21 protein-coding genes are annotated in these 20,241 nt (G+C 50.6%); 7 read left to right on the forward strand and 14 right to left on the reverse strand.

Translation table 11 applies throughout. The annotated features are described in order from the left end of the window. Positions 1 to 29 precede the first annotated feature (29 nt). Positions 30 to 1,049, forward strand: coding sequence for a lyase family protein (locus L21SP2_RS08060; RefSeq protein WP_053335636.1), 1,020 nt, complete (start codon positions 30 to 32; stop codon positions 1,047 to 1,049). Between the two features lie 5 nt (positions 1,050 to 1,054). After that, positions 1,055 to 1,402, forward strand: coding sequence for a hypothetical protein (locus tag L21SP2_RS17145; RefSeq protein ID WP_144082963.1), 348 nt, complete (start codon positions 1,055 to 1,057; stop codon positions 1,400 to 1,402). On the opposite strand, the gene L21SP2_RS08065 is transcribed toward L21SP2_RS17145, so the two are convergent. Genes L21SP2_RS08065 through L21SP2_RS08085 form a run of 5 tightly spaced genes read right to left on the reverse strand, consistent with a single transcriptional unit; the run spans position 1,386 to position 6,095 of the window. Continuing rightward, positions 1,386 to 2,234: an ABC transporter permease subunit gene (locus L21SP2_RS08065; protein ID WP_024268012.1), complete on the reverse strand. Its 849-nt coding sequence runs from the start codon at positions 2,232 to 2,234 to the stop codon at positions 1,386 to 1,388. The two genes, L21SP2_RS17145 and L21SP2_RS08065, sit on opposite strands and share 17 nt — an antisense overlap. Continuing rightward, entirely contained in the window at positions 2,231 to 2,731 is a 501-nt protein-coding gene (locus L21SP2_RS19035; RefSeq protein ID WP_169730446.1) for an ABC transporter permease, read from the reverse strand. Before L21SP2_RS19035 ends, L21SP2_RS08065 begins: the two co-directional genes overlap by 4 nt. Continuing rightward, a complete protein-coding gene (locus tag L21SP2_RS19040; protein WP_041401371.1) occupies positions 2,686 to 3,345 on the reverse strand; it encodes an ABC transporter permease subunit in 660 nt (219 codons plus the stop codon). Before L21SP2_RS19040 ends, L21SP2_RS19035 begins: the two co-directional genes overlap by 46 nt. Beyond that, the gene (locus L21SP2_RS08080; RefSeq protein WP_024268013.1) at positions 3,332 to 4,993 is read right to left on the reverse strand and encodes an ATP-binding cassette domain-containing protein; all 1,662 of its coding nucleotides are present in this window, start codon (positions 4,991 to 4,993) and stop codon (positions 3,332 to 3,334) included. The genes L21SP2_RS19040 and L21SP2_RS08080 overlap by 14 nt, the downstream gene beginning before the upstream one ends. A 13-nt stretch (positions 4,994 to 5,006) precedes the next feature. Then, positions 5,007 to 6,095, reverse strand: coding sequence for a BMP family ABC transporter substrate-binding protein (locus tag L21SP2_RS08085; protein WP_024268014.1), 1,089 nt, complete (start codon positions 6,093 to 6,095; stop codon positions 5,007 to 5,009). Positions 6,096 to 6,189: 94 nt separating this feature from the next. On the opposite strand from L21SP2_RS08085, the gene L21SP2_RS08090 reads away from it, so the two are divergent. The 3 genes from L21SP2_RS08090 to L21SP2_RS17150 are packed head-to-tail and all read left to right on the forward strand — an operon-like array spanning position 6,190 to position 8,756. Further along, complete coding sequence (locus L21SP2_RS08090; RefSeq protein ID WP_024268015.1) at positions 6,190 to 7,638, forward strand: xylulokinase; 1,449 nt, start codon at positions 6,190 to 6,192, stop codon at positions 7,636 to 7,638. Positions 7,639 to 7,643: 5 nt separating this feature from the next. Further along, positions 7,644 to 8,021: a hypothetical protein gene (locus L21SP2_RS08095; protein ID WP_024268016.1), complete on the forward strand. Its 378-nt coding sequence runs from the start codon at positions 7,644 to 7,646 to the stop codon at positions 8,019 to 8,021. A gap of 51 nt (positions 8,022 to 8,072) precedes the next feature. Further along, the gene (locus tag L21SP2_RS17150) at positions 8,073 to 8,756 is read left to right on the forward strand and encodes a TetR/AcrR family transcriptional regulator (protein WP_024268017.1); all 684 of its coding nucleotides are present in this window, start codon (positions 8,073 to 8,075) and stop codon (positions 8,754 to 8,756) included. A 58-nt stretch (positions 8,757 to 8,814) separates the two neighbouring features. On the opposite strand, the gene L21SP2_RS08105 is transcribed toward L21SP2_RS17150, so the two are convergent. Genes L21SP2_RS08105 through L21SP2_RS08115 form a run of 3 tightly spaced genes read right to left on the reverse strand, consistent with a single transcriptional unit; the run spans position 8,815 to position 11,231 of the window. Continuing rightward, positions 8,815 to 9,174 (reverse strand): response regulator, encoded by a 360-nt coding sequence (locus L21SP2_RS08105; RefSeq protein ID WP_024268018.1) that lies wholly within the window; start codon positions 9,172 to 9,174, stop codon positions 8,815 to 8,817. Positions 9,175 to 9,186: 12 nt separating this feature from the next. Next, entirely contained in the window at positions 9,187 to 9,654 is a 468-nt protein-coding gene (locus tag L21SP2_RS08110) for a chemotaxis protein CheX (RefSeq protein ID WP_024268019.1), read from the reverse strand. Further along, complete coding sequence (locus L21SP2_RS08115) at positions 9,651 to 11,231, reverse strand: ATP-binding protein (RefSeq protein ID WP_024268020.1); 1,581 nt, start codon at positions 11,229 to 11,231, stop codon at positions 9,651 to 9,653. The genes L21SP2_RS08110 and L21SP2_RS08115 overlap by 4 nt, the downstream gene beginning before the upstream one ends. Positions 11,232 to 11,385: 154 nt before the next feature. On the opposite strand from L21SP2_RS08115, the gene L21SP2_RS08120 reads away from it, so the two are divergent. Together L21SP2_RS08120 and L21SP2_RS08125 are read left to right on the forward strand one after the other, a co-directional pair. Continuing rightward, on the forward strand, positions 11,386 to 12,237 hold the full coding sequence (locus L21SP2_RS08120; protein WP_024268021.1) for a DMT family transporter: 852 nt from the start codon (positions 11,386 to 11,388) through the stop codon (positions 12,235 to 12,237). Then, positions 12,224 to 12,742, forward strand: a complete 519-nt coding sequence (locus L21SP2_RS08125; RefSeq protein ID WP_024268022.1) for an asparaginase domain-containing protein — start codon at positions 12,224 to 12,226, stop codon at positions 12,740 to 12,742. The genes L21SP2_RS08120 and L21SP2_RS08125 overlap by 14 nt, the downstream gene beginning before the upstream one ends. 136 nt (positions 12,743 to 12,878) lie before the next feature. Here the strand turns inward: L21SP2_RS08125 and L21SP2_RS08130 are convergent, their stop codons facing one another. The 6 genes from L21SP2_RS08130 to L21SP2_RS08155 form a co-directional block, all read right to left on the reverse strand. After that, positions 12,879 to 14,006: a GGDEF domain-containing protein gene (locus tag L21SP2_RS08130; RefSeq protein ID WP_024268023.1), complete on the reverse strand. Its 1,128-nt coding sequence runs from the start codon at positions 14,004 to 14,006 to the stop codon at positions 12,879 to 12,881. Positions 14,007 to 14,039: 33 nt separating this feature from the next. Next, positions 14,040 to 14,531 (reverse strand): FKBP-type peptidyl-prolyl cis-trans isomerase, encoded by a 492-nt coding sequence (locus L21SP2_RS08135; protein ID WP_024268024.1) that lies wholly within the window; start codon positions 14,529 to 14,531, stop codon positions 14,040 to 14,042. Further along, complete coding sequence (locus L21SP2_RS08140) at positions 14,521 to 16,767, reverse strand: bifunctional diguanylate cyclase/phosphodiesterase (protein WP_169730447.1); 2,247 nt, start codon at positions 16,765 to 16,767, stop codon at positions 14,521 to 14,523. The genes L21SP2_RS08135 and L21SP2_RS08140 overlap by 11 nt, the downstream gene beginning before the upstream one ends. A gap of 151 nt (positions 16,768 to 16,918) precedes the next feature. Beyond that, the gene (locus tag L21SP2_RS08145; protein ID WP_169730448.1) at positions 16,919 to 17,446 is read right to left on the reverse strand and encodes a cyclic nucleotide-binding domain-containing protein; all 528 of its coding nucleotides are present in this window, start codon (positions 17,444 to 17,446) and stop codon (positions 16,919 to 16,921) included. Between the two features lie 53 nt (positions 17,447 to 17,499). Continuing rightward, entirely contained in the window at positions 17,500 to 18,744 is a 1,245-nt protein-coding gene (locus L21SP2_RS08150) for a DNA recombination protein RmuC (protein ID WP_024268027.1), read from the reverse strand. Further along, a complete protein-coding gene (locus L21SP2_RS08155; protein ID WP_024268028.1) occupies positions 18,745 to 20,181 on the reverse strand; it encodes a hypothetical protein in 1,437 nt (478 codons plus the stop codon). Between the last annotated feature and the right edge of the window lie 60 nt (positions 20,182 to 20,241).

Raw genomic sequence — 20,241 nt, forward strand, 5'->3', positions numbered from 1 at the left:
CAGTTGCTGTTTCAAAAAACGAGGTGTCTATGGCCAAGATCTGGCAGAAAGGTTATGAGGTTGATAAGATTCTGGAAGAGTTCTCTGTGGGGCTGGATTATATGCTGGACCGGGAGCTTGTTGCAGCCGATTGCGCAGGCAGCGTTGCCCATGCCCGCATGCTGGCCGGCCAGGGCTATCTTGACTCCGGCGATGCCCGCGCCCTTGAGAAGGCTCTGAGAGAGATCTACGCCGGATTTCACTCTGAGGGTTTCGTGATCCCCAGGGAACTTGAGGACGCCCACAGCGCCATTGAGCAGCTTCTGATTGAGAAGACCGGTGATGCGGGAAAGCGGATCCACCTGGGCAGATCCCGGAACGATCAGGTGATGACCATGCTCCGGCTTTACGGAAGAGAGTATCTGCTGAATATCCGGGAGGCGGCACTTGAGCTGACGGAAGAAATTCGGGGCTTTGCCGCAGAACATGAACACACCCCCATGCCGGGGCGCACTCATATGCAGATTGCCATGCCTTCCACCCTGGGGTTATGGGCGGCGGCCTACGCCGAGGAACTGGCGGATGATTATGAGCTTCTGAATACTGCGTACCGTTTATATGACCGTTCGCCCCTGGGAACCGCCGCAGGCTACGGAGTTCCGCTGAATATTGACCGGGAGTTCACCGCTTCTCTCATGGGCTTTCCTGAGGTGCAGAACAATATTCAGGCGGTACAGAACTCCAGAGGCAAGCTTGAAGGAGCCGTGTGCGATGCTCTGAGCGCCATGGTTCAAACTCTGAGCAAAGCAGCCCAGGACCTCATCCTGTTTTCCCTTCCGGAATTCGGCTATGTCTCCCTTCCCGATGAGCTGTGCACAGGTTCATCCATCATGCCGCAGAAAAAAAATCCCGACGGGCTTGAGCTGCTGCGTTCCCGGGCGGCAAGCATGTACGGGTGGAGTAATCAGATCCACCAGATCATCCAGTCTCTGCCGGGGGCTATAACCGGGATCTTCAGGACAGCAAGGAGCCCTTTCTCCGGTCCCTCCAGACCGCATTGCCGGCCCTGAAAATTATGACCCTGAGTTTCCGAAAGCTTGTTGTTCATGAGGACCGGCTGCGCTCGGCAATCACCCCGGAACTGTTCGCAACCGATGAGGCCATTAAACTGGTGGAGGAGGGGATGAGTTTCCGGGACGCATACCGTCAGGTGGGAACGCATCTGGACGCTCTGTCGGGATACGATATCGATACGGTTCTTCAAAGCCGGAAATCCACCGGGTATTCGGGGAATCTGGGGCTGGATCGTGTGGATAATTGGCTGGGAAAAGAGAAGCTTCAGCTGAAAGAACTGCAGGCGGTTCATCACGGTGCAGTCACCAACCTTCTGGGAGAGCCGGGGACCCTTATTCGCCGGGACTGATTCGTTGCCGCATGATCCGGTACAGAATGAGAGCCAGAAGAGTGATAATAAACGGAAGCCCCAAAAGGAGACCCGGGGTTTCCAGAAAGCGTTGAATTTCGTTGGCGAATATCTGCGTAAACGCGAAAAACAGGGCTGCAAATATCATGGGCACAACCTTGCGGTTTCCCAGAAATACAATCACCAGAGCAATCCAGCCTTTCCCCGCACTGAGATTCGGCACATAACTGCCAAGGTAGAGTGCAATATAACCGCCGGCCAGCCCCGCCAATGCCGAGGAAACGATTATTGCGGTGAAGCGGTATGCAGCCACAGCAGTTCCCATCTCCAATGCGAGTTTTTCATTGAGATAAATTTTACTGAGCCGCATACCCCTAATATGAAACCGGAGATATGCCGCCACTCCCGCTGCAAGAATGAGAGCGGCGGCTACGGATATCCAGGCGATGGTCATTTTCACATCGGGTGAGATGTTCAGGGGAACCACTCCTTTCCTGCCGAGTATCAGCTGGCTGAGAAGAGGGATAATTCCCACTGCAAGCAGATTAATCCCCAGCCCCGCAATAAAGACATTGGCGGAATAGCGTACGTGAAGGACGGCAATGATCAGCCCGGATACTCCTCCCACCAGAATCGCCGCAAGGAGGGCCGTTACAACAGATGATACAGGCCCGGGAAACAGCAGATAGGTCAGCGACGCAAAAAATGCACCCAGCAGAATGGCCCCTTCCAGGCCGATATTCAAACGGCCGCTCAACTCGCTGAGAAGCCCTCCCAGCGCTGCAATCAGCAGGGGAGCGGTACTGAATAACGCCGTAAGCAGTATGCTCATGATTCCTCCCCCGGGGGCACAATCTTTTTCTCCGCTGTGTGGCTTCGGGTCAGTCCATTTTCCGGAGCGGCGGATGAAAAAGTCTTAGAACTGACGTTCCGTCGGATGAGAAAATTTCCGGTTACAGTTAAAAACACCAGGGCCTGAATGAGGGCTGATAGTTCAAAGCTGAAATCTGTGTACACCATCGCCGCATTTGATGCAGTGATGAGATAGGCAAAAACCAGGGAGCCCACAGGCAGCAGCTCTCTGCGGTTCCCGGCAATAAGGCTGACGGCGATCCCGTTCCAGCCTATTCCGCTGGAAAAGCCGAGAATGGCGGCATGACTTACTGCGGTAAGAGCGATGAACCCGGCCACACCATGAAAAAGAGCCGATAAAACCATTCCAAGAATTACAATCCGATGCACGTTTATGCCGCTGTGACCGGCGAAATCCCTGTTCGCTCCGGTTACTTTAAACTCGAATCCCAGCCTGCTTCGGCGAAACCAGAACACAACCGCCAGCCAAATGGCAATTGCGACGGGAATTCCCCATGAAGCCTGGGGAGGGCATCCAGGGCCGGCAGGCGGTAACTTTCCGCCAGAGCCGGCATACTCAACAGATTGCTTTGTTGATCCCTCAGTGGACCGATGATCAGGCCGTCAAGAAAGGGAATCAATGCTGAAGAGAGAAGGAAGCTGCTGATAAGAGGTTCTATGTTCAACCGTGTTTTCAGTACGCCGGATATCCAGCCAAGGGCGGCTGATACCAGCACGGCTGCAGCCAGTGCCAGAAGGAGCACAAGGGGGCTCAAGGCGGGGGAACCGGTTGCATACAGCAGTATGAGCGCCGCCGCAAGCCCCCCTGCATAGCTCTGCCCCTCTCCTCCAAGATTGAAGGATCCCGATGAAAAGGCAATGCTTACCCCTAATCCGCTGAGCAACAGAAGGGAAGAGAGGGACAGCAGGGAACTTCCGTAATACGAGTTGGTGAATGGAGCAAGAAAAAACGCATACATGGCCTGTCCAGGCTGATCGGTACCCAGAGTTATGAGAAGTACAATAATCAGTGTGGAGATGCCCAACGGAATGGTTGGGTTCAGTATTCCCCTGCCTCTATTCAGCTTCAACGCAGCCTCCGTCATCATGAATTCCCGGGGAGGATTGTTCTCCCGATCCCTGCATGCCGGGTTCATTGCCTTCAGGCATCTGCCCCAGAAAATACCGTTCCATCAGTTGAAGATCGGCGTACGCCTCAGGATCCGGAAATCGGATTTTTCCCTCATGAATAATGGCGACCCGGTCCCCAAGTGCAATGGCTTCGGTCAGCTCACTGCTGATCACCAGTGCTGCGGCGTTGGATTGTACGCAGCTTCTAATATCATCATAGAGTTTCTCTCTGCGCTGAGCATCCAGCCCCCAGCTGGGGTCTGCAAGGATAAATAAAGCCGGATGCCGGGAGAGGGGAGAAAACAGCTCCCGGTGAAGTATCATCCGCTGAACCATTCCTCCGGAGTATTCACCGCTTGGACGCAATAGGTCCAGGCCGGATGTATCAAATACTTTCAGAATCTCCCGTTTCAGATGTTTCCATGGAATGTTCTGCTCGCGGATCATATGTATTCCGATATTTTCAAATCCCCGCAAGCTCCGGGCCAGGCCGAAACGATTCCGCTGACTTGGAACAAAACGTATGCCTCGTTTTCGCATATCGCTCATGTTTTTCAGGGAGAGGGCTTTTCCCATATACCCCACAGATCCTTTGAGCCGTCCGAAACGTCCGCTGAGCAGGCGTTCAAGCTGCTCAAGACCTTCATCCCGGATTCCGGTGATTGAAAGAACCTCTCCGGGTTCCAGGGAAAACGATACATCCTGGAGAGGACAGAGGTCGGGAAAATCCGCATGCACGTTATGGAGACTGAAGAGGGGAGTTCCATCTCCCAGGGTTTGTCCATCTCTCTGGGGTTCTCCATTTCCCTGGGGTTCTCCGCAGTCCCGCAGGGCAGCGAAGGACCGATGATCTGATGCCGGGATCTCCCGGGGGACCTGATGTGAATTTCCTCCGCCGAACATCGCCCGGTGAATGACATCTTTCTGATCAGCTGCAGTGTTGGTTGAACCTGCAGCGATCCTGCCGTTGCGAATAACCGTGTATCGGTCGGAAAACGGCAGTGCTTCATCCAGACGATGGGTAATTACCGTTACGTGGAGACCGCTGCGGGTTTTCCGGGTGATGTTTTCATAGAGAATGCCGGCTTCCTGTTCAGATAATACCGCTGTAGGTTCATCCAGAATTACCATCCGGGCGTCTGTGCGGTTCAAAAGCAGAATTGCTGCATACAGATGCTGCAGGTTGCTGCTTGTGAGCGCAACCTGTTCGTCCAGGGATTCGGGGTTGAAAAATTCTCCCAGAGCCTCTTCAAGAATTGAACTGAGTTTGCGTTTCCGTGACCCCGGAGTGCTCCAGTGGGGCAGCCTCCCGGAGCCTTGGGTGAAGATCAGCCACAGGTATTCCTGAAATGTGGTCTCGGGAATTGATATAAGATGCTGGCTGAGAAGCCGGGTAGAGGGACTGCCGGAAATTCTGCCCGACCCCGGCTTTCTGTTTCCGGCAATGCATGAGGCCAGAGTGCTTTTTCCGGCTCCGTTTTCCCCGATGAGCAAATGAAGTTCACCGGGGAACAGATCCAGATTAATATTTGAAAGTACCCGCTTTGCTCCGGGAAAATAGGAGAAGCTGAGATTGCTAATACTGAGCAGCGGGGTGCGGTCTTCCAAGGGAAGGTACCCGTTACCGGATCTGAATGCTGCCGTCGGCGATGCCGTCAATCAGTTCATCCATCCGGCGGCGTATATCTTCGGGGACAAATTCACGGTATTCGTCGTAATCCCGGGCGTAATCCACCGCAGCTTCACTGATGCCCACATACCGTGTTTCTCCGTATTTCAGTTCTCGGCGAATGGCTCTGCCTACCATTTCACGGGTGAGCTCATCAATGTTTACCATGCTGGAGCCAAGCACAGTACCCGGTGCATATTCGTATCCCGGAGAATCATACCAGAGAACATAGGTGCCGGCAGCCTCAGCTGCGGAAACAACACCCTGATTTCCGCTTCCGGCAATTGTGAGGATCACGTCTACGCCGCCGCGTATCATGGAATCCGCCAGTTCCCTGGCCTTTTCTGCATCATACCAGTTTCCCAGAACACGGATATCAACTTCCAGTTCCGGTGAGGCTGCGTCTCTGGCACCCTGAATATATCCGGGCTGAATTTCATTATTCATTACTGGATATTCCTGCCCTGCGAGCAGGCCCACCTTGAGTTGGCTATTTGCGCCTTCCAGGGAATCATGGGCGGACACCAGGCCTGCAAAATATCCTGAAAGATATGCCTGTTCATACTGATTCAGCATGACCGCTGCGGTGTATTCCTGACCGCTGTTTTCTGCATCCATTACCAGATATTTCTGTTCTGGAAAAAGCGGTTCAATGTTGCTGATCAGGTCGGGAATGGAAGGATTGGAGCTGACGATAAGGTCATAGGAACCTGTTGCAGTGAGGTTCCGCAGTTTTTCACCCCATTCAGCCTGGTTGTATCCTGCTTCAAAAACCTTCACCGAAACGGCTTCAGCATTATCCATGGAATCATTGGCCTCATCGGCGGCCTGCTGAACGCCCCGGGCAAGCAGTTCATATGTGGGGCTTCCCTGAATTTGTCCGGGTATGAACACTGCAATTGTGAAGTTTTCTGAAGCAGCTTCTCCGTTTCCCCCTGCCCATAATCCGGCAGCGGTGAATAACATCATAGCGGCGGCCAGAACAATCATTCTGATGGGGTTTATATTCTTTCTCTGAGCGGATTTGCCAATACTCGTCATAGGGTTCTCCTTCTGTACTGAGGCTAAGATATAATCAAAAACGGGTTATGAAAAGGGGGGAAACAATATATAGTGGAGACCAGCGGAGGCTCACATGGAAGGAATATTTGCCCTGGATTTCGGTACATCGTCTCTGAAAGCCGGGCTCATCGGCCCCGGAGGAAACTTGCTGTGGAGCAGCTCCCGGGTCTTTCCCCAGGTACCGGATTATTCAAACTGGCACAGCAACCAGTGGCTGTTTACCCTGGAGCAGGTTTTTTCCGAGTTCAACCGGGACAGGGAGCGCTTGAACCTTGACCATCCCGAAGGGGTGGTGGTCAGCGGAAACGGTCCGACCATGGTGCTGCTGGGGAAGAATTATTCCAGACAGCGCAGGGGGAACTGGCCGGTTCTATTGTGGATGACATCTCCGGATGAGGCCAGGGAAGGGGAGCCAAGTTTTTACCTTCCCAAGCTCAATCATGTTTCTTCATCCGATCCCGCACTTTTTCAGGAAACGACCAGAGTGATGTCCGGCCCGGAATACATTTCCTGGGTGATCAGCGGTTCTGAGCACACCATCAGTCCCCACGGGGAATTTCAGCCGTATATCTGGACCGGAGAAGGTGTTCGAAATTACGGGTTTCCCCCGGAGCTGTTTCCTCCTTTTGTCCGGCCTGGAACCGTCACCGGCGAAGTGGACGGAGTGGGAAGCGCCATCACCGGTCTGAAGGAGGGTACGCCGGTTATTGCCGGGGGCTCCGACTTTTTCATGAGCCTGCTGGGAACAGGAGTGATCGAGGAAGGACTGACATGCGACAGAGCCGGAACATCAGAGGGAATCAACTACTGCAGCGCCAGCCCTGTGGATAATCCCCATCTGCGCACCTTACCTCATATTATTGAAGGGAAATACAATGTTGCCGGCATACTTTCCAGTACCGGAAGAATGTTCGAATGGTTCAGAACTTTCTCTCACCAAAGGTCCACGTCCTATCAGGAAATGATGGAAGCCATTTCCCGGGTTTCCCTGGATGCCCCGGCGCCCTGGTTTTTTCCCTCGGTTCATCATGGAAGCAGCTGGGATTTCAAAGGGGGGATTTTTGCCGGTCTTCAGCCTGAGCACAGCAGTGCAGAATTAGGCAGGGCGGTGGTGCATGCCATCGGTTTCAGCATCCGTTCGGCACTTGAATATTTATCCGGGGAAAACTGTAAGGTGAATGAGATGCGCAGCTGCGGCGGTCAGGCAAAGAATCCCCTGTGGTGCCAGATGAAGGCTGATATTACCGGGGTACGCATACTGGTACCCAGGATCAAGGATGCGGAATTGAGCGGATGCGCCGTTCTGGGCTATTCGGCTCTGGGCAGATTTTCGGGAATAGCTGAGGCAGTGGAAGGTCTGGTTTCCATTGAGCATGTATATGAACCTGATACCGGGCGAAGCCGCCAATATCAAAAAAAATACATTGCTTGGAGAGAATCCTATGAATATATTCAGGAAGCAGCGGTACATTTACCGTATCTGCAAGACGAGGCAGAACAGGAAGACTCCGGGGGGAGGTAACTGACATGTTTGGAATAATGTTTTTCCCATTTGCAATTCTCATTCCGTTTCTGGTTATCTCTCTGACCTTCCGCCTTGTGCGGATGATCTCCCAGCGCCAGTTACATGAACACCGAAAAGATTCCCCCCTCACAGGCATACTCCCTTCAAGATCCAGGCTGAAATCCAATGCAAGCGATGAAGAGTTCGAGGTGTACGTATACCGTCTGGCTTCAAAATCCGGGGGAATTCTCAGTTCCGCCCGAATTGTAGTAGATTCAGGGCTCCCGATGAAGGAAGTGGATTCCAGGATGGCATCCATGGTGGATAACGTCCATGTGTGCATGGATGTGAAGGACAGCGGTCTTATCGAATACCGATTCCCCGAATTAACCGAAGACTAATGTCAATCATGCTATGGCAAATCACAACTTATCTGCATTACACTGATTAATATGGGAAGAAAGCCCCAGAGCGAAGCATCCAAACAGCGCAAAATCGAATCCATTCTCAAAACTGCCCAGGAAATGATTCTGGAGACCAGTTATGACGGGGTGAAAATATCAGAGTTGGCCCGGCGCAGCGGGATGGCCAAGGGCACCGTATTTCTGTATTTTCCCACAAAAGAAGAAATTTTTTTCAGCCTCTTTACCCATTCCATCAGATCCTGGTTTCACCGGTTCGGGGAAGCACTGGAGGCCCAGATTAACGCCGGGATAACGCTGGATGTGGAAATTTTTCTCCAGGAACTATTTGAATCACTGAATGATGTGCCCCATCTGCCCCGGATGATGGTGCTGCTTCACAGCAGAATTGCCCCGGGCCTGGAACAGCGTGAGGAATACAGCGATTTTCAGATACAGATTCTGGATGCCGGAGGCGAACTCCTTGAATCCTATTTTTCCTTTCTGGAAAAAGGTGTGGGAGCCGCCGTTTTCGGCCGAATTCTCGCGTCCCTTTCGGGACTGGAAACCTTCGGAGAGATATGGGCGGGGTTTGCCATTGAAGCATGCCAGAACATCCAGGACCCGCTTTTGCAGCATTCATCCCTCGGAGATGCCGAGCACGGGAAGCTGCATGCCCTGGATTTTTATATTCAAACAGTCAGGAGAATTCTCAAAGGTTACTCAATCCAGTGATCCCTCATGTCAGGGATCCTTCCTGCAGTTCACCTGCCGGCGGATTATATACTGCCGATCAAATACCGAAGAGCCGGTCCACGGCAATCATTACCCGGTTGGGGTCGAAAGGCTTTACAATGAAGTCTCTTGCTCCTATTCCCAGGGCATTGAAAACCATCTTTTTCTGTCCCACTGCGCTGACGATGATAACCCTGGCTTTCTGATCGAACGACAGAAGCTGCTCCAGCACCTGTATGCCGTCAACTCTGGGCATGGTGATATCCAGGGTGACAAAATCGGGAGTGTGGTTTTTGTACAATTCCACCGCCTGTTCGCCGTTTTCCGCTTCTCCTATTACATGATATTTGGGTTCGAGAATGTCCCTCAGCCGCATGCGCATGACAGCGGCATCGTCAACTATTAGTGCCGTTTTCATAGGTTCTCCATATCAGCCTGCGTCGGCCAGGGCAATATTCACTTCCATTGTGCCGAATTGGGAAAGGAAATTCAGGCTCACCGTGGGCAGATTCAAAAAATCAATTCTCAGAGCAGGCCCGGTGAAGACCGTGGGCGGGGTTATGCTAATCAGCTTATCTTCTCCCGCAAGATCAATGGACGCCATACCGGTTATCATGTTCGCCAGTTCGCTCACGGCGCTGTGGGTCATTTTTCGAACCTCCGCCGGGAGTTTGCCCGGGAGCATGGCCTTGCTCACCGATTCGGCAAAACTCTGGTCCATGGAATACACCACCTGTCCCCGTACCGGCCCGGTCACTCCGATAATAATGGAGATGTGAAGGCTTGGCATGGGACTGGTTTTTTTGGTCAGGCTTTTTCGTGTCAGCTCAACTCCGATTTCCTTTCTGAATACTTTCACTGCAGAAGTGATGAAGGGGTTGGCGATTTGTGCCTTCATATTGATCCATCCTTTATGGGCAGTTCGACAGTGAACGTAGTGCCCTTATTTTCTTGTGTCTTCACTTTGATACTTCCACGGAGCTTTTTAACTTCCTGCTTCACTGCAGATAATCCCACTCCTTTTCCGGATATATTCATGGTATTGGCAGAAGTGCTGAAGCCGGAGCGGAAAAGGACTTTAATGAGCTCGGCCTTGTTCGGACTGTCCGCACTGCCGATAAGTCCCCGGTTATATGCTTTCCGTGCCACTTTTGAAAAATCTATGCCCCGCCCGTCATCCGAGAACTGCAGAACAATTGAAGAATTCTGCCGTCGGATTTTCAGCTGGATACTCCCCCGGGGATCCTTGCCCAGCTCCTCACGCTCAAGTACAGATTCGATCCCGTGGTCGATCATGTTCCGTATGAGGTGAATGCAGCTCGAGCTGAACTCCCTGTAGGTATCCGGAAGAACCAGGAAATCTCCACCCTCTATTTGAAGGGCCTCAATATTTTTTCCCAGTTTTGATGCAATATCCCGGCTTAAATGGGGATACTGTGAAAAGAGGCTTTTCATGGGAACCTTATAAAATGTCTGTAACGATGAGAGAAGCCGTGAATCATCAGGATAATATTCTCGTATGTAATTCATCAGCTGCTGGAATTGCCTGCGCGGTACCTGTACCGAGTCAACACCCTGAAGCCAGTCCTCTCCCAGAGTGTTCACAATATTTCTCAGTTCCTGAAAATAGACACGCTTCAGAGCAAGCCCCGAACCGTGAAACTCTACGGCTTCCTCCAGATTGAGCATATCTCCGATATATGTCTCCAGTTCATCCACCAGCTGGTGGGTGTTCTCAAAGTGGAAAAACGACAGATTTCCCCGGAAGGTGTGCAGGCTGTTCTGAAGGGTGCGGATCCGGGAGACATCCTGATTCTCGGTGGCGATGATGGAATCCAGCAGGAAAAAAATATCTTCTGCATCTCTCAGCAGATCCCGGAAATAGCTCTGATGACTCACCGCTGTAAAGATCATCTCCTTATTGCGTTCCTCCTTCTGGAGCTGGATGTTCAGTTCCTTGCTCTCGCTGACATCCGTAATCCCCACAAGCACCCTGTCAGGTTTAATGAATCGGTATACCACCCGGGCAAGCTTTTCCTGAATCACCATTTCATCTTCCAGTAGGTCGAACACCACATCCGGCTGTGCCTTGTGATTAAAGAGAAGGTTCATTCCCTGGGTGAAGTCCTCCCTCTCTGCATCTTTTTCAAACAGGAGCCGCCGTACATCAAGGCCGGCAATTTCCATTCGGAAGAAATCCCGGCAGACACTGCTGTATTCAGGCAGCACCTTGAAACCAGAATCAAAGGTGAACACCGCCTGACCGCTTATGTCCAGCATGATGCGCACCGATTCAGTTCGCTGATGAATCCTGGTTTCAAGTTCCTCTCTCAGCATCATGTTTCGGTCCCTGGATGCACCTGTTACAATACCGGCAACAAGAAGAATGAGCGGAGCGGTTGAGATAATCAGAATCAGACCGGAGACGGATACATCTGTATAGCTTGTGAGCAGAAGGGCGGAAATGGGAATCACACCGCCCAGCAGGAAGGAGATCAGGCCGTATCGCCATTTGAATGTTGAAAACAGTGCAGTGTTACTGATAAATAAAATGTTATAGAGTTATTTTAAATTTGTCAAATCTAATGTGTATTGCCATCATCATCCCGGCAGGGTATATTCCCGGAATATGCAAAAACAGATTCTTCTCATGCTCGCCGCAAGTTTGAGCTTCGCTGTCATGGGCGTATTTGTCCGTGAAGCCGAGACCACCCATGTAATCTGGAAAGTATTTTTCAGAAACCTGGTGGTAAGCATGCTCATACTCGCCTCCATGCATCCCTCACGGTGGAAACTTCTTCTGGGGCGTCCTCACAACCGTCCAAAACTGCTGATCCGCGGTATTTCCGGAACCCTGGGAGTGCTGGGGTTTTTTATCGGACTGACATATCTGCCTCTGGCGAATGCCTCGCTCCTCAACCGGCTGAATCCGTTTTTTGTTGCTTTATTCAGTTTTTTTCTTCTGTCACAAACCTTGAACCTCAAGCAGGTAATTTCCATGATTCTTGCTTTCACCGGAGCGGTGTTTATTATTAATCCCGGAGGCAGCTATCAGCTGCTTCCCAGTCTCGCTGCCCTGGGTTCCGCCGCATTCGCCGCCCTGGCATACACCGTCATTCGGATGCTCGGGGATGGCGAAGACCCCAGAGCAATCATGATATATTTTGCAGGAATCAGCTGCATTTCCGCAGTCCCTTTTCTGGTGATTTTTCAGCCTGTTTTGGACCCCACAGAGCTCTGGGCTCTGCTGGGTATCGGGGTTTTCGCAGGACTGGGGCAGGCGCTTCTCACCATGGCATACCGAGGGGGACATGCAGCCACCATTTCTGTTTTCGGCTATTCCACTGTGGTTTTTGCTGGTATTCTGGGATTCTTCATTTATGATGAGACAGGGAGTGCTGAATTTTTTATCGGAGCCTCTTTTGTGGCTGTCAGTCTGTTGATTCTCTATATCAGGAGGGGAAATCGTGAAACCAGTTGAAATCAGAATTATTATAACCGGAGGAACCTTCGACAAGGAATATGATCCTCTCAAGGGAGAACTGAGTTTCCGGGACTCCCACCTGCCGGGCATTCTGAAAACCGTGCGCTGCACGCTGGAGACATCACTGGAAATCAATGAGCTCACAGACAGCCTGGATATGACCGATGTTCACCGTGAGGGGATTGCGAAATCCTGTCTGGCGAGTCCTCAGAAACGCATTGTGATCACCCACGGCACCGATACCATGACCCTGACTGCGGAATATCTTCAAAAACGCTTTCAGGAAGAAGGAGTGAGCCGCACGGTGGTCTTCACCGGAGCCATGGTTCCTTACTCGGTAAACGGATCCGATGCCCTGTTCAACCTGGGGGCGGCGGTGAGTGCAGCCCAGCTGCTGGATGAAGGCATATACATATGTATGAACGGAAGAGTGTTTCAGGCGGGTAAGGTGATGAAAGACCGGGGGAAAGGGATTTTCACTGATGCAGAAACTGATGGGTGAAATTTGATGCCTGCAGTGTGATGCCTGCCCGGTCCGGCTTGGTCTCCGGCTTGGTTAATGAGGACGGGCGTGCGGGGATGCACCTTGAAAAAACGGGGCACAGTGCCCTTATGCAGTGAAGCAATCCGGCCGGGTTTTAAACTTCCTGAACATCCCGGATAATGGTTGCGGAAACCAGCAATCCCGGCCGGAATACCGTGGTACGGTTTCGGCCGTTGGATTTACTTTCGTACAGTGCGGTATCAGCCTGACGAATCAACTCTTCTGCATTTACTGCATTGAGCACATGCACCGATGAGCACCCCAGACTTGCGGTTACCGAAAGCTTATGTCCGTCATAATTCACAATTTCATCTGAAATTGCAGTGCGAAGCCGTTCTGCAATCCTCCAGGTCTGCTGACGGTTGGTGTTGGGCAGGAGTACGGTAAACTCTTCTCCTCCGAAACGTGCCGCCACGTCGGTGCGCCTGAGGGTATGATTCAGCGCAGAGGCAATCCGCTGAATCACCATATCACCCGCCAAATGTCCGTAGTTGTCATTGAAATTCTTAAAATGGTCGATGTCCAATACAATCAGCCCCAGTCCAAGTGAGTACTCCTCGGCACTTTCTATCTCCTCATTCAGACGTTTCATGAAAAAGATATGGTTGTACAAATGGGTTTTTGAATCGGTTACTGCACTGAGATAGTGAATGTTATTCTGAATAGAAATTGAGGTGAAATTCATCAGCCTGTCGATGTAATGAATTTCCTCATCGGTATAGTGGCTTTCAAGTATTTTCGAACTGATAAGAATGATTCCATACAAACCGTTCAGCCCCACGATGGGTACGATGATTTCGGGTTCAAAATTCTTGAGCTTATCGGTAATCTCAGGCCTCTGGAACTGGAATTCGAACAGTTCAAAATGAATGGTGCGGGGATATTTTACAAAGAAATCTTCAAAAGGTTCCAGGGACGATAACTCAATGTTGAAATTGTGATTTCGGAGGTTTTTATAACCATAAAAGCGGGGCCTGGCATTTCTGTCCTGAAGAATGAAAATCAGTTTACCGGGGATAAAGTTGTCAGATATACAATCGATCACATAGTCAAGCAGACTTTCCAGATTTGTCTTGGAAAAAATATCCGTTGCCTGTTTCAACAACTGCTCCAGCTCGCTTATCCGCTTTTTATGATTGTCTATTTCGCGGAAAACCCCGATCTGCTGGAGGAGTGTATAGTTTTCGATTACCTTTGGGTTGTTGCCGAATTCTCTGTACATGAGCTATCGCCGGTGGATGATGCTATTCACTGATTAATGGTCGTGATGATGACCGTGCTCATCGTGAACATGACCGTGATCAAGTTCTTCTGCCGTGGCATCCCGAATAGCAAGCACCTCAGCCTGAAAGTGAATATTAACGCCCGCCAGAGGATGGTTCGCGTTAATCACCACCTTATCTTCCTGCACATCTTCGATAAGACAATAGCGGATTTCCCCTCGTACCTCCGCTTCAAATTCCAATCCTTTTTTCAAATCCGTATCGTCTATATTGATATCTTTTTTATTGATGGTGAATACCAGATCATCACTGTATGTACCGAATGCTTTATCCGCAGAGATATGCTCATCCACGGTATCTCCAATGGACTTTCCCTCCAGGCTGGCCTCGATTCCCGGTGCAAGAAACTCCGTGCCGTGGATATAGGGGAGGTTTCCATTCTCATCCGAGCTGTCCAGTACGCTTCCCTGCTCATCGCTCATGGTGTATGAAATTGTGACAACCTTGTGCGTATCAACCTTCATGTTTTTCTCCTTGTTTTTTGAATTCCTTATACCATTTTTCAAATTCGGTACAGTTCACCGGTTTACTGTAGTAAAAACCCTGGGCATCCTTACAGCCGAGGTTTCTGATAAACTCCAGCTGACCCTCGGTTTCAATGCCTTCGGCTATGGTCATAATTCCCAGATTGTTTGCCATACTCACGATAAGACCGCTGATAGTGCGGGCCTTCTCATCATGTTCCACGTTCATGACAAACGAGCGGTCAACCTTCAATCGCTGAATAGGGAGCCTGAGAAGATAGTTTAATGAAGAATAGCCGGTTCCGAAATCATCGATTGAAATGGCAAACCCCACATCATTCAATTCCTCAAGCAGTTTAATGGTTGACTCAACCTCGTTCATCAGGGTGCTTTCGGTAATCTCCAGCTCAAAATAGGAAGACTCAACTTCCTCTTCCCGCAGAATCTGTTTCAGGCTGGGTACAAAATCAGGATCGCTGAATTGTCTTACAGACACATTAATGGCAATTTTGAAATTCAGCATTCCCTTTTCACGCCATTCCCGGGCCTGCCTGCATGATTTGCGAAATACCTGTTTTCCGATATCGATAATGACGCCGGTGGATTCGGCCACAGGGATGAAATGATCCGGCCGGATAATTGTTCCATCGGATTTAATCCAGCGAACCAGACTTTCCACTCCGGTAAGCTTGTTGGTTGTCAGATCTACCTGGGGCTGATAATACACCTCAAACTCATTCCGTGCCAGAGCAGGGTGAAGGTCCTTGGTAATTTCCAGACGCTGCTCGGCGGCCCGGGCCATATCTTCCGAATAGTACATGAAGGAGATCCCGGTGGTATGTTTTGCCATCTTCATTGCCATATCGGCATTTTTCAACACTGAAAAGCTTTGGGCGTGCATGGGTTCAACGGGAGCCAATCCGAGAGTTGCGCCGATGGGGAAGGGGGTGTTTTTTATCACAAACGGCCGGTCGAAGGGCCGAAGCAGATCGTCAGGATTCATCATATCTGCAGGTCCCAGCAGACCAAAGGTATCTCCCCCGATCCTGGCAATCAGAAGATCCCCGGGAAGACTGTTTGCAAGTCGGTCGGCTATGGCCTGGATCAGAAGGTCGCCGTTTTTGTGGCCCAGTGCATTATTCACAGCAGAAAAATTATCAATGTCCAGAACACCAAGCATATAATTTGAATGTTCAGATCCAAGCCTGTTCACTTCAAGGAGAAATTGCGTCCGATTGGGCAGTCGGCTGAGCTGGTCAAAATAGGCATATTGATTGAGCTGGGTGATCAGATTGATATTGTTAAAACCGACCCCAATGCTTACCGCAAAAACTTCTATGAGACTCCTGGCTACCTGGTCAATGGGGCCTGATGTGTCCAGAAACAGACAGCCCCGTTTACCATCGTTTTCAAAAAAAACCGCCACAGAATTTGGCGAAAAAAGGGTGCTCTGCTGATCAATGCAGTGTTCGATTTCTTCTTTCACAGCAGCCTGGGGAATGTCGTTGATGGATGCATTCAGACTCTGGGAATACTTCCCTGTTGCTCCGGAAACGTACATATGGCGGTAATTTCCCCCGTTTCCAAGAGAACGCATTTCAATCACCACCAGACCATGGGGGGAATTAATGTTTAATAATTTTGCAGTGTATTTAATGATGTCTGCGGAGTAGTATTCGTGATCCCGGGTATTGAAAATATGATTTGTCGCCTCGATGATGGTTCGCATGCCTACTTCACCCCGCTTGATCTTATGCACCTGCTGATAACTTCGTACTGCGGTTGTCAATGCGGTGATGAGACGTGTCCGGGTAAGTTCCGATTTCATCCGGTAATCGTTTATATCGTAATTCTGGATAACTTCGAGTTCCGGGGCGTATCCCGGCTGGCCGGTGCGGAGTATGATTCTGGGGGCATCCAGCTGCATTTCGGTGCGAATGGTCTTCGCAAGCTCCAAACCTGAGTTGTCGTACTCCATCACCACATCCAGGAGGATTACTGCGATGTCACTCTCTTGTTCCAGCATGCTCCTGGCTTCTGCAGCGGAGTATGCATGGATGAAATGTAGAGGACGATCGAGAATTCTGATGTCTGAAAGCGCCAGGGACGTGACCTTGTGAACCTGTTCATCATCATCCACAACAAGTATCTTCCACGGCAGACCCTGATCCGAGGGATTTTCATTTTCAGATTTGAATACCAATAGATCATCCATCGATGCAGTCTTAGCTGACAAGAAACATCCTCCTTGAAGCATCATTGACAGTTCTGCCAAATCTCAATATCAGTTTAATAGAAAAGCCGATGAATTACTATGAAATTCTCTCTACTTTGTAACACCGGGCTGTATAACACCAAGCCGTACAACACCGGTCTCTCAGGATGGCTTAGTCATCCGGGGTTATTTCAGATAAAATGGAGTCGATATCTTCCTGATTAACATCATCCTTTCTTTCATACGCCAATTCTTCATTTACACCCCGGAGTTTTGACAACATGCCGAAAATGATCATGAACATAAACTTCACTGCAGCCTTGGGTTTTTTATTGATGCTCTTCAAAAACCCCTGCCGGGTAATTTGAACCAGTGTAACCCGGTCCTGAGCGATAATGCTGGCTGTGCGTTCGGTATTGCTGAACAATCCTGCTTCGCCGAAAATCTCTCCCTGTCCCAGGGTTGTGATGTACACATGTTTCTCGCCGCTGCCGACTTCCACTGAAACATTTCCATCCACCACCAGATAGAGATTCTGGTCAATTTCATGTTCTTCAATTACCGATTCCCCGGTACTGAATTCATATGTGGATGCAAAATCAAGGATGGAGTCGATTTCATCCGCCTGAAGATGAGCGCCCAATGGCGACTCATGCAAAGCTTCACGGATGGATTCATGCGAAAGGTCGATCTTTTTCATATCCATGATTATAGTAGAGAAAAGATGGGAAATCACAATATTTCGGGAAAAATTTATCTATCCGCATCTTCCCCGGGAAGGGTTTTTCTGCTTTCAGCACCCAGCTCTTTCAGTTCCGCAGCCCGCCTGAGCAGATTGCCCTTTCCCCGTGAAAGTTTATTCATGGAGGCCTCCCAGCTTTCACCGGCATCATGAATTTTCGCACCAACCGTCTGAAGATCCCTGAGAAAACCTTCAAACTTATCATGAAGGGCCCCGGCTTTTTCAGCAATAATCCTTGCATTGCGATACTGCCGGTCACCCTTCCACATCTGTTCGATGATTCTCAGAGAAAGATAAAGACTGCCCGGGCTTACCAGCAAGATCCGTTTCTGCAGCGCCGTCTGAAACAGACCGGGCTCAAGGTGGAGGGCAGAAGCCAGCGCTGCCTCCACAGGAACAAACATTAAAATAAAATCCGGACTGCGGATCTCCGGAATTCGTTCATAGGCCTTTGCATCAAGGGATTTCAGATGTCTGCGGATGCTCTCAAGATGTTTTTTTCCATGGGCTTCACGCTCATCTTCGGTAACGGCGTTCAGGCTTCGTTCATAGGAAAGCAGACTTGCCTTGGCATCGATGATCACCATCCGTTCACCCGGCAGCTGGATTACCGCATCCGGGCGGAGTCGGTTGCCGTCTGCACCGCTGAACTCTTTCTGGAGGAAAAACTCCTGTCCCTCTCTCAATCCCGAACTTTCCAGAACTCTTTTCAGAACCAGTTCACCCCAGCTGCCCATGGTTTTATTGCTGCCCTTCAGGGCTTCAGTGAGGTCCCGGGCTTCGCTGCTCATGTGCTGGTTCAGCTCCATGAGCTGCTCAAGTTCTTTTCTCAGAAAACCTCTTTCCTGAGCATCCTGACTGCGAATCTGCTGCAGATGATTCCGGAACTGGCCCAGCTGCTGCTCCAGGGGACGGAGAATACCGCCTAACTGCCGGGTGTTTTCCTCGTGAAGCTGTTTCTGCCGCTGCTCCAGGACTCCCGCCGCGGCGTCTCTGAACTCATTCAGAAGTTCGGCACGGCTTCGTCTGAGCTGTTCCAGTTCTCGGTTGTAATGTTCCGTATCAGCCTGGAGTCTGCTCTTGGCGGCAGCCTTCTCTTCCCGGAGCAAGACATTCTCCTCCCGGAGCGTCTTTACCTCTTTTTGTACATCTGCCCGGGTATTCCGTTTCCACATGACAGCGCCTATGAAAAGACCGGAGAGAAGACCGATGAAGAACACGATGAGAAAAATCAGCAGATTCGTATCGAAACTCATTTAGGGAAACAGAATCTCCAATGTGAACTCGGGGCTGGCCTGGATAACCGCACCTGCATCACCCAATGTATCGGCGTTGGAAAAATCCCAGATGAATTTGGCCCCCAGTTTGGCGAAGCTGAAAAATTCCAGGTATAGCTCGGTCTCCAGCAGTGTGGCGCCATGATAAATTTTATACGGCATTTCTGCGGTCAGATTCCGGTTATCGTAATCCCCTGTTTCGGCATTCCAGCTGCTTTCGTCATCCTTGTAATCCAGGAACATGGGGTTTTCTGCGAACTCATTCTGAAATTCATGACGGATGCGGCTGTTCCAGTAGGTCTTGATAAATTTCCATTCAGGAAGCTGGGAGTACAAGCCGATGGATGCCACGGACTGAAACCGCCGGGTGAACTCGTCGCCTTTCAACTCCAGGGGATCGGCGCTTCGCAGCTCCAGGGGAATCCGTCCGTTTTTCCCCAACCGGTCATACCATCGAATGGAAAACCTGCTGCCTAAATATGCTGAAAACCGGTTTTCCTCCATCCCGGGAGCAATATCGAACAGCGGTTCATCCACAACCAGATCCAGACCGGTGTGATAATATCCGGCAGTCACACCATCCACAGGTGCAAAATCGATACCTTCGGAGCTGTGTCCGGGGTCTATGGATGGATTAAGAAATCCCGGTGCCATGGAGAAAAAGAGCTCTGCTGAATAGCCTTCTCTGATTCCGTGATCGAACGAATCGTTGGGATTTCCATGGAGATCCCAGGAAGCTTCCAGGGTCAACTGGTTGATCAGGTACTGAATTCTGTCGGGTTCGCCGGATAGAAAAATCAGCTGATTTTTTTCCATAACTTCATTTGCATCGGAAAGCATCTGCTCATCACTGAAATTCCGCACATATCTCCCGTCATAGATCAGCCCCATCCTCAACGGCATTTCATTGTTAACCTGAACAGGCAGAACCTGCCGCAGGCCGATCCCCCAGTTGCTGCGCAGCTGGGCGTACTCGCCGGTGAAACTCTGCCCCGCCGCCGTTTCATCCTCAGACGAAAAATCTTTTCGGCTTCCGTAGGTTTCATCCCCAAGCAGGTCCGGATCAATGAGACCGCCGGGTATGCGTGTTTCAGAGTTTCCGGGCAGGCGGTTGTTAATCAGGTTTATGGACTCTTCTGACATGAGAAAGTATTCCCGTTCATCCAGTCCAAGACCGCCTTTAAACAGCAGATGGGTTTGCCCCCCGGGGATGAGATTGAGTCCCTGGTAGTCAAAAATCACCTCGGCACCCGAGGGGATGTGAATACCCGCGGCTTTCAAAAAACCCGGATACCAGGGCACCCGGTCTGCATTATAGAAATAGATATGGTCAAGACTGAACTCCAGCTCGTCAGCTGCTGCAGTTCCAGCCGCCGCAACAAGCAGCAGAGCAAGAATACAAACGAAGCGTTTCATCGACGTTCTCCTTATGTAATGTTCATATCCCGGAGAGGGTGTACATAGTGTATGCGATTT

The sequence above is a fragment of the Salinispira pacifica genome (genome assembly GCF_000507245.1).
GTDB classification, from domain to species: domain Bacteria; phylum Spirochaetota; class Spirochaetia; order DSM-27196; family Salinispiraceae; genus Salinispira; species Salinispira pacifica.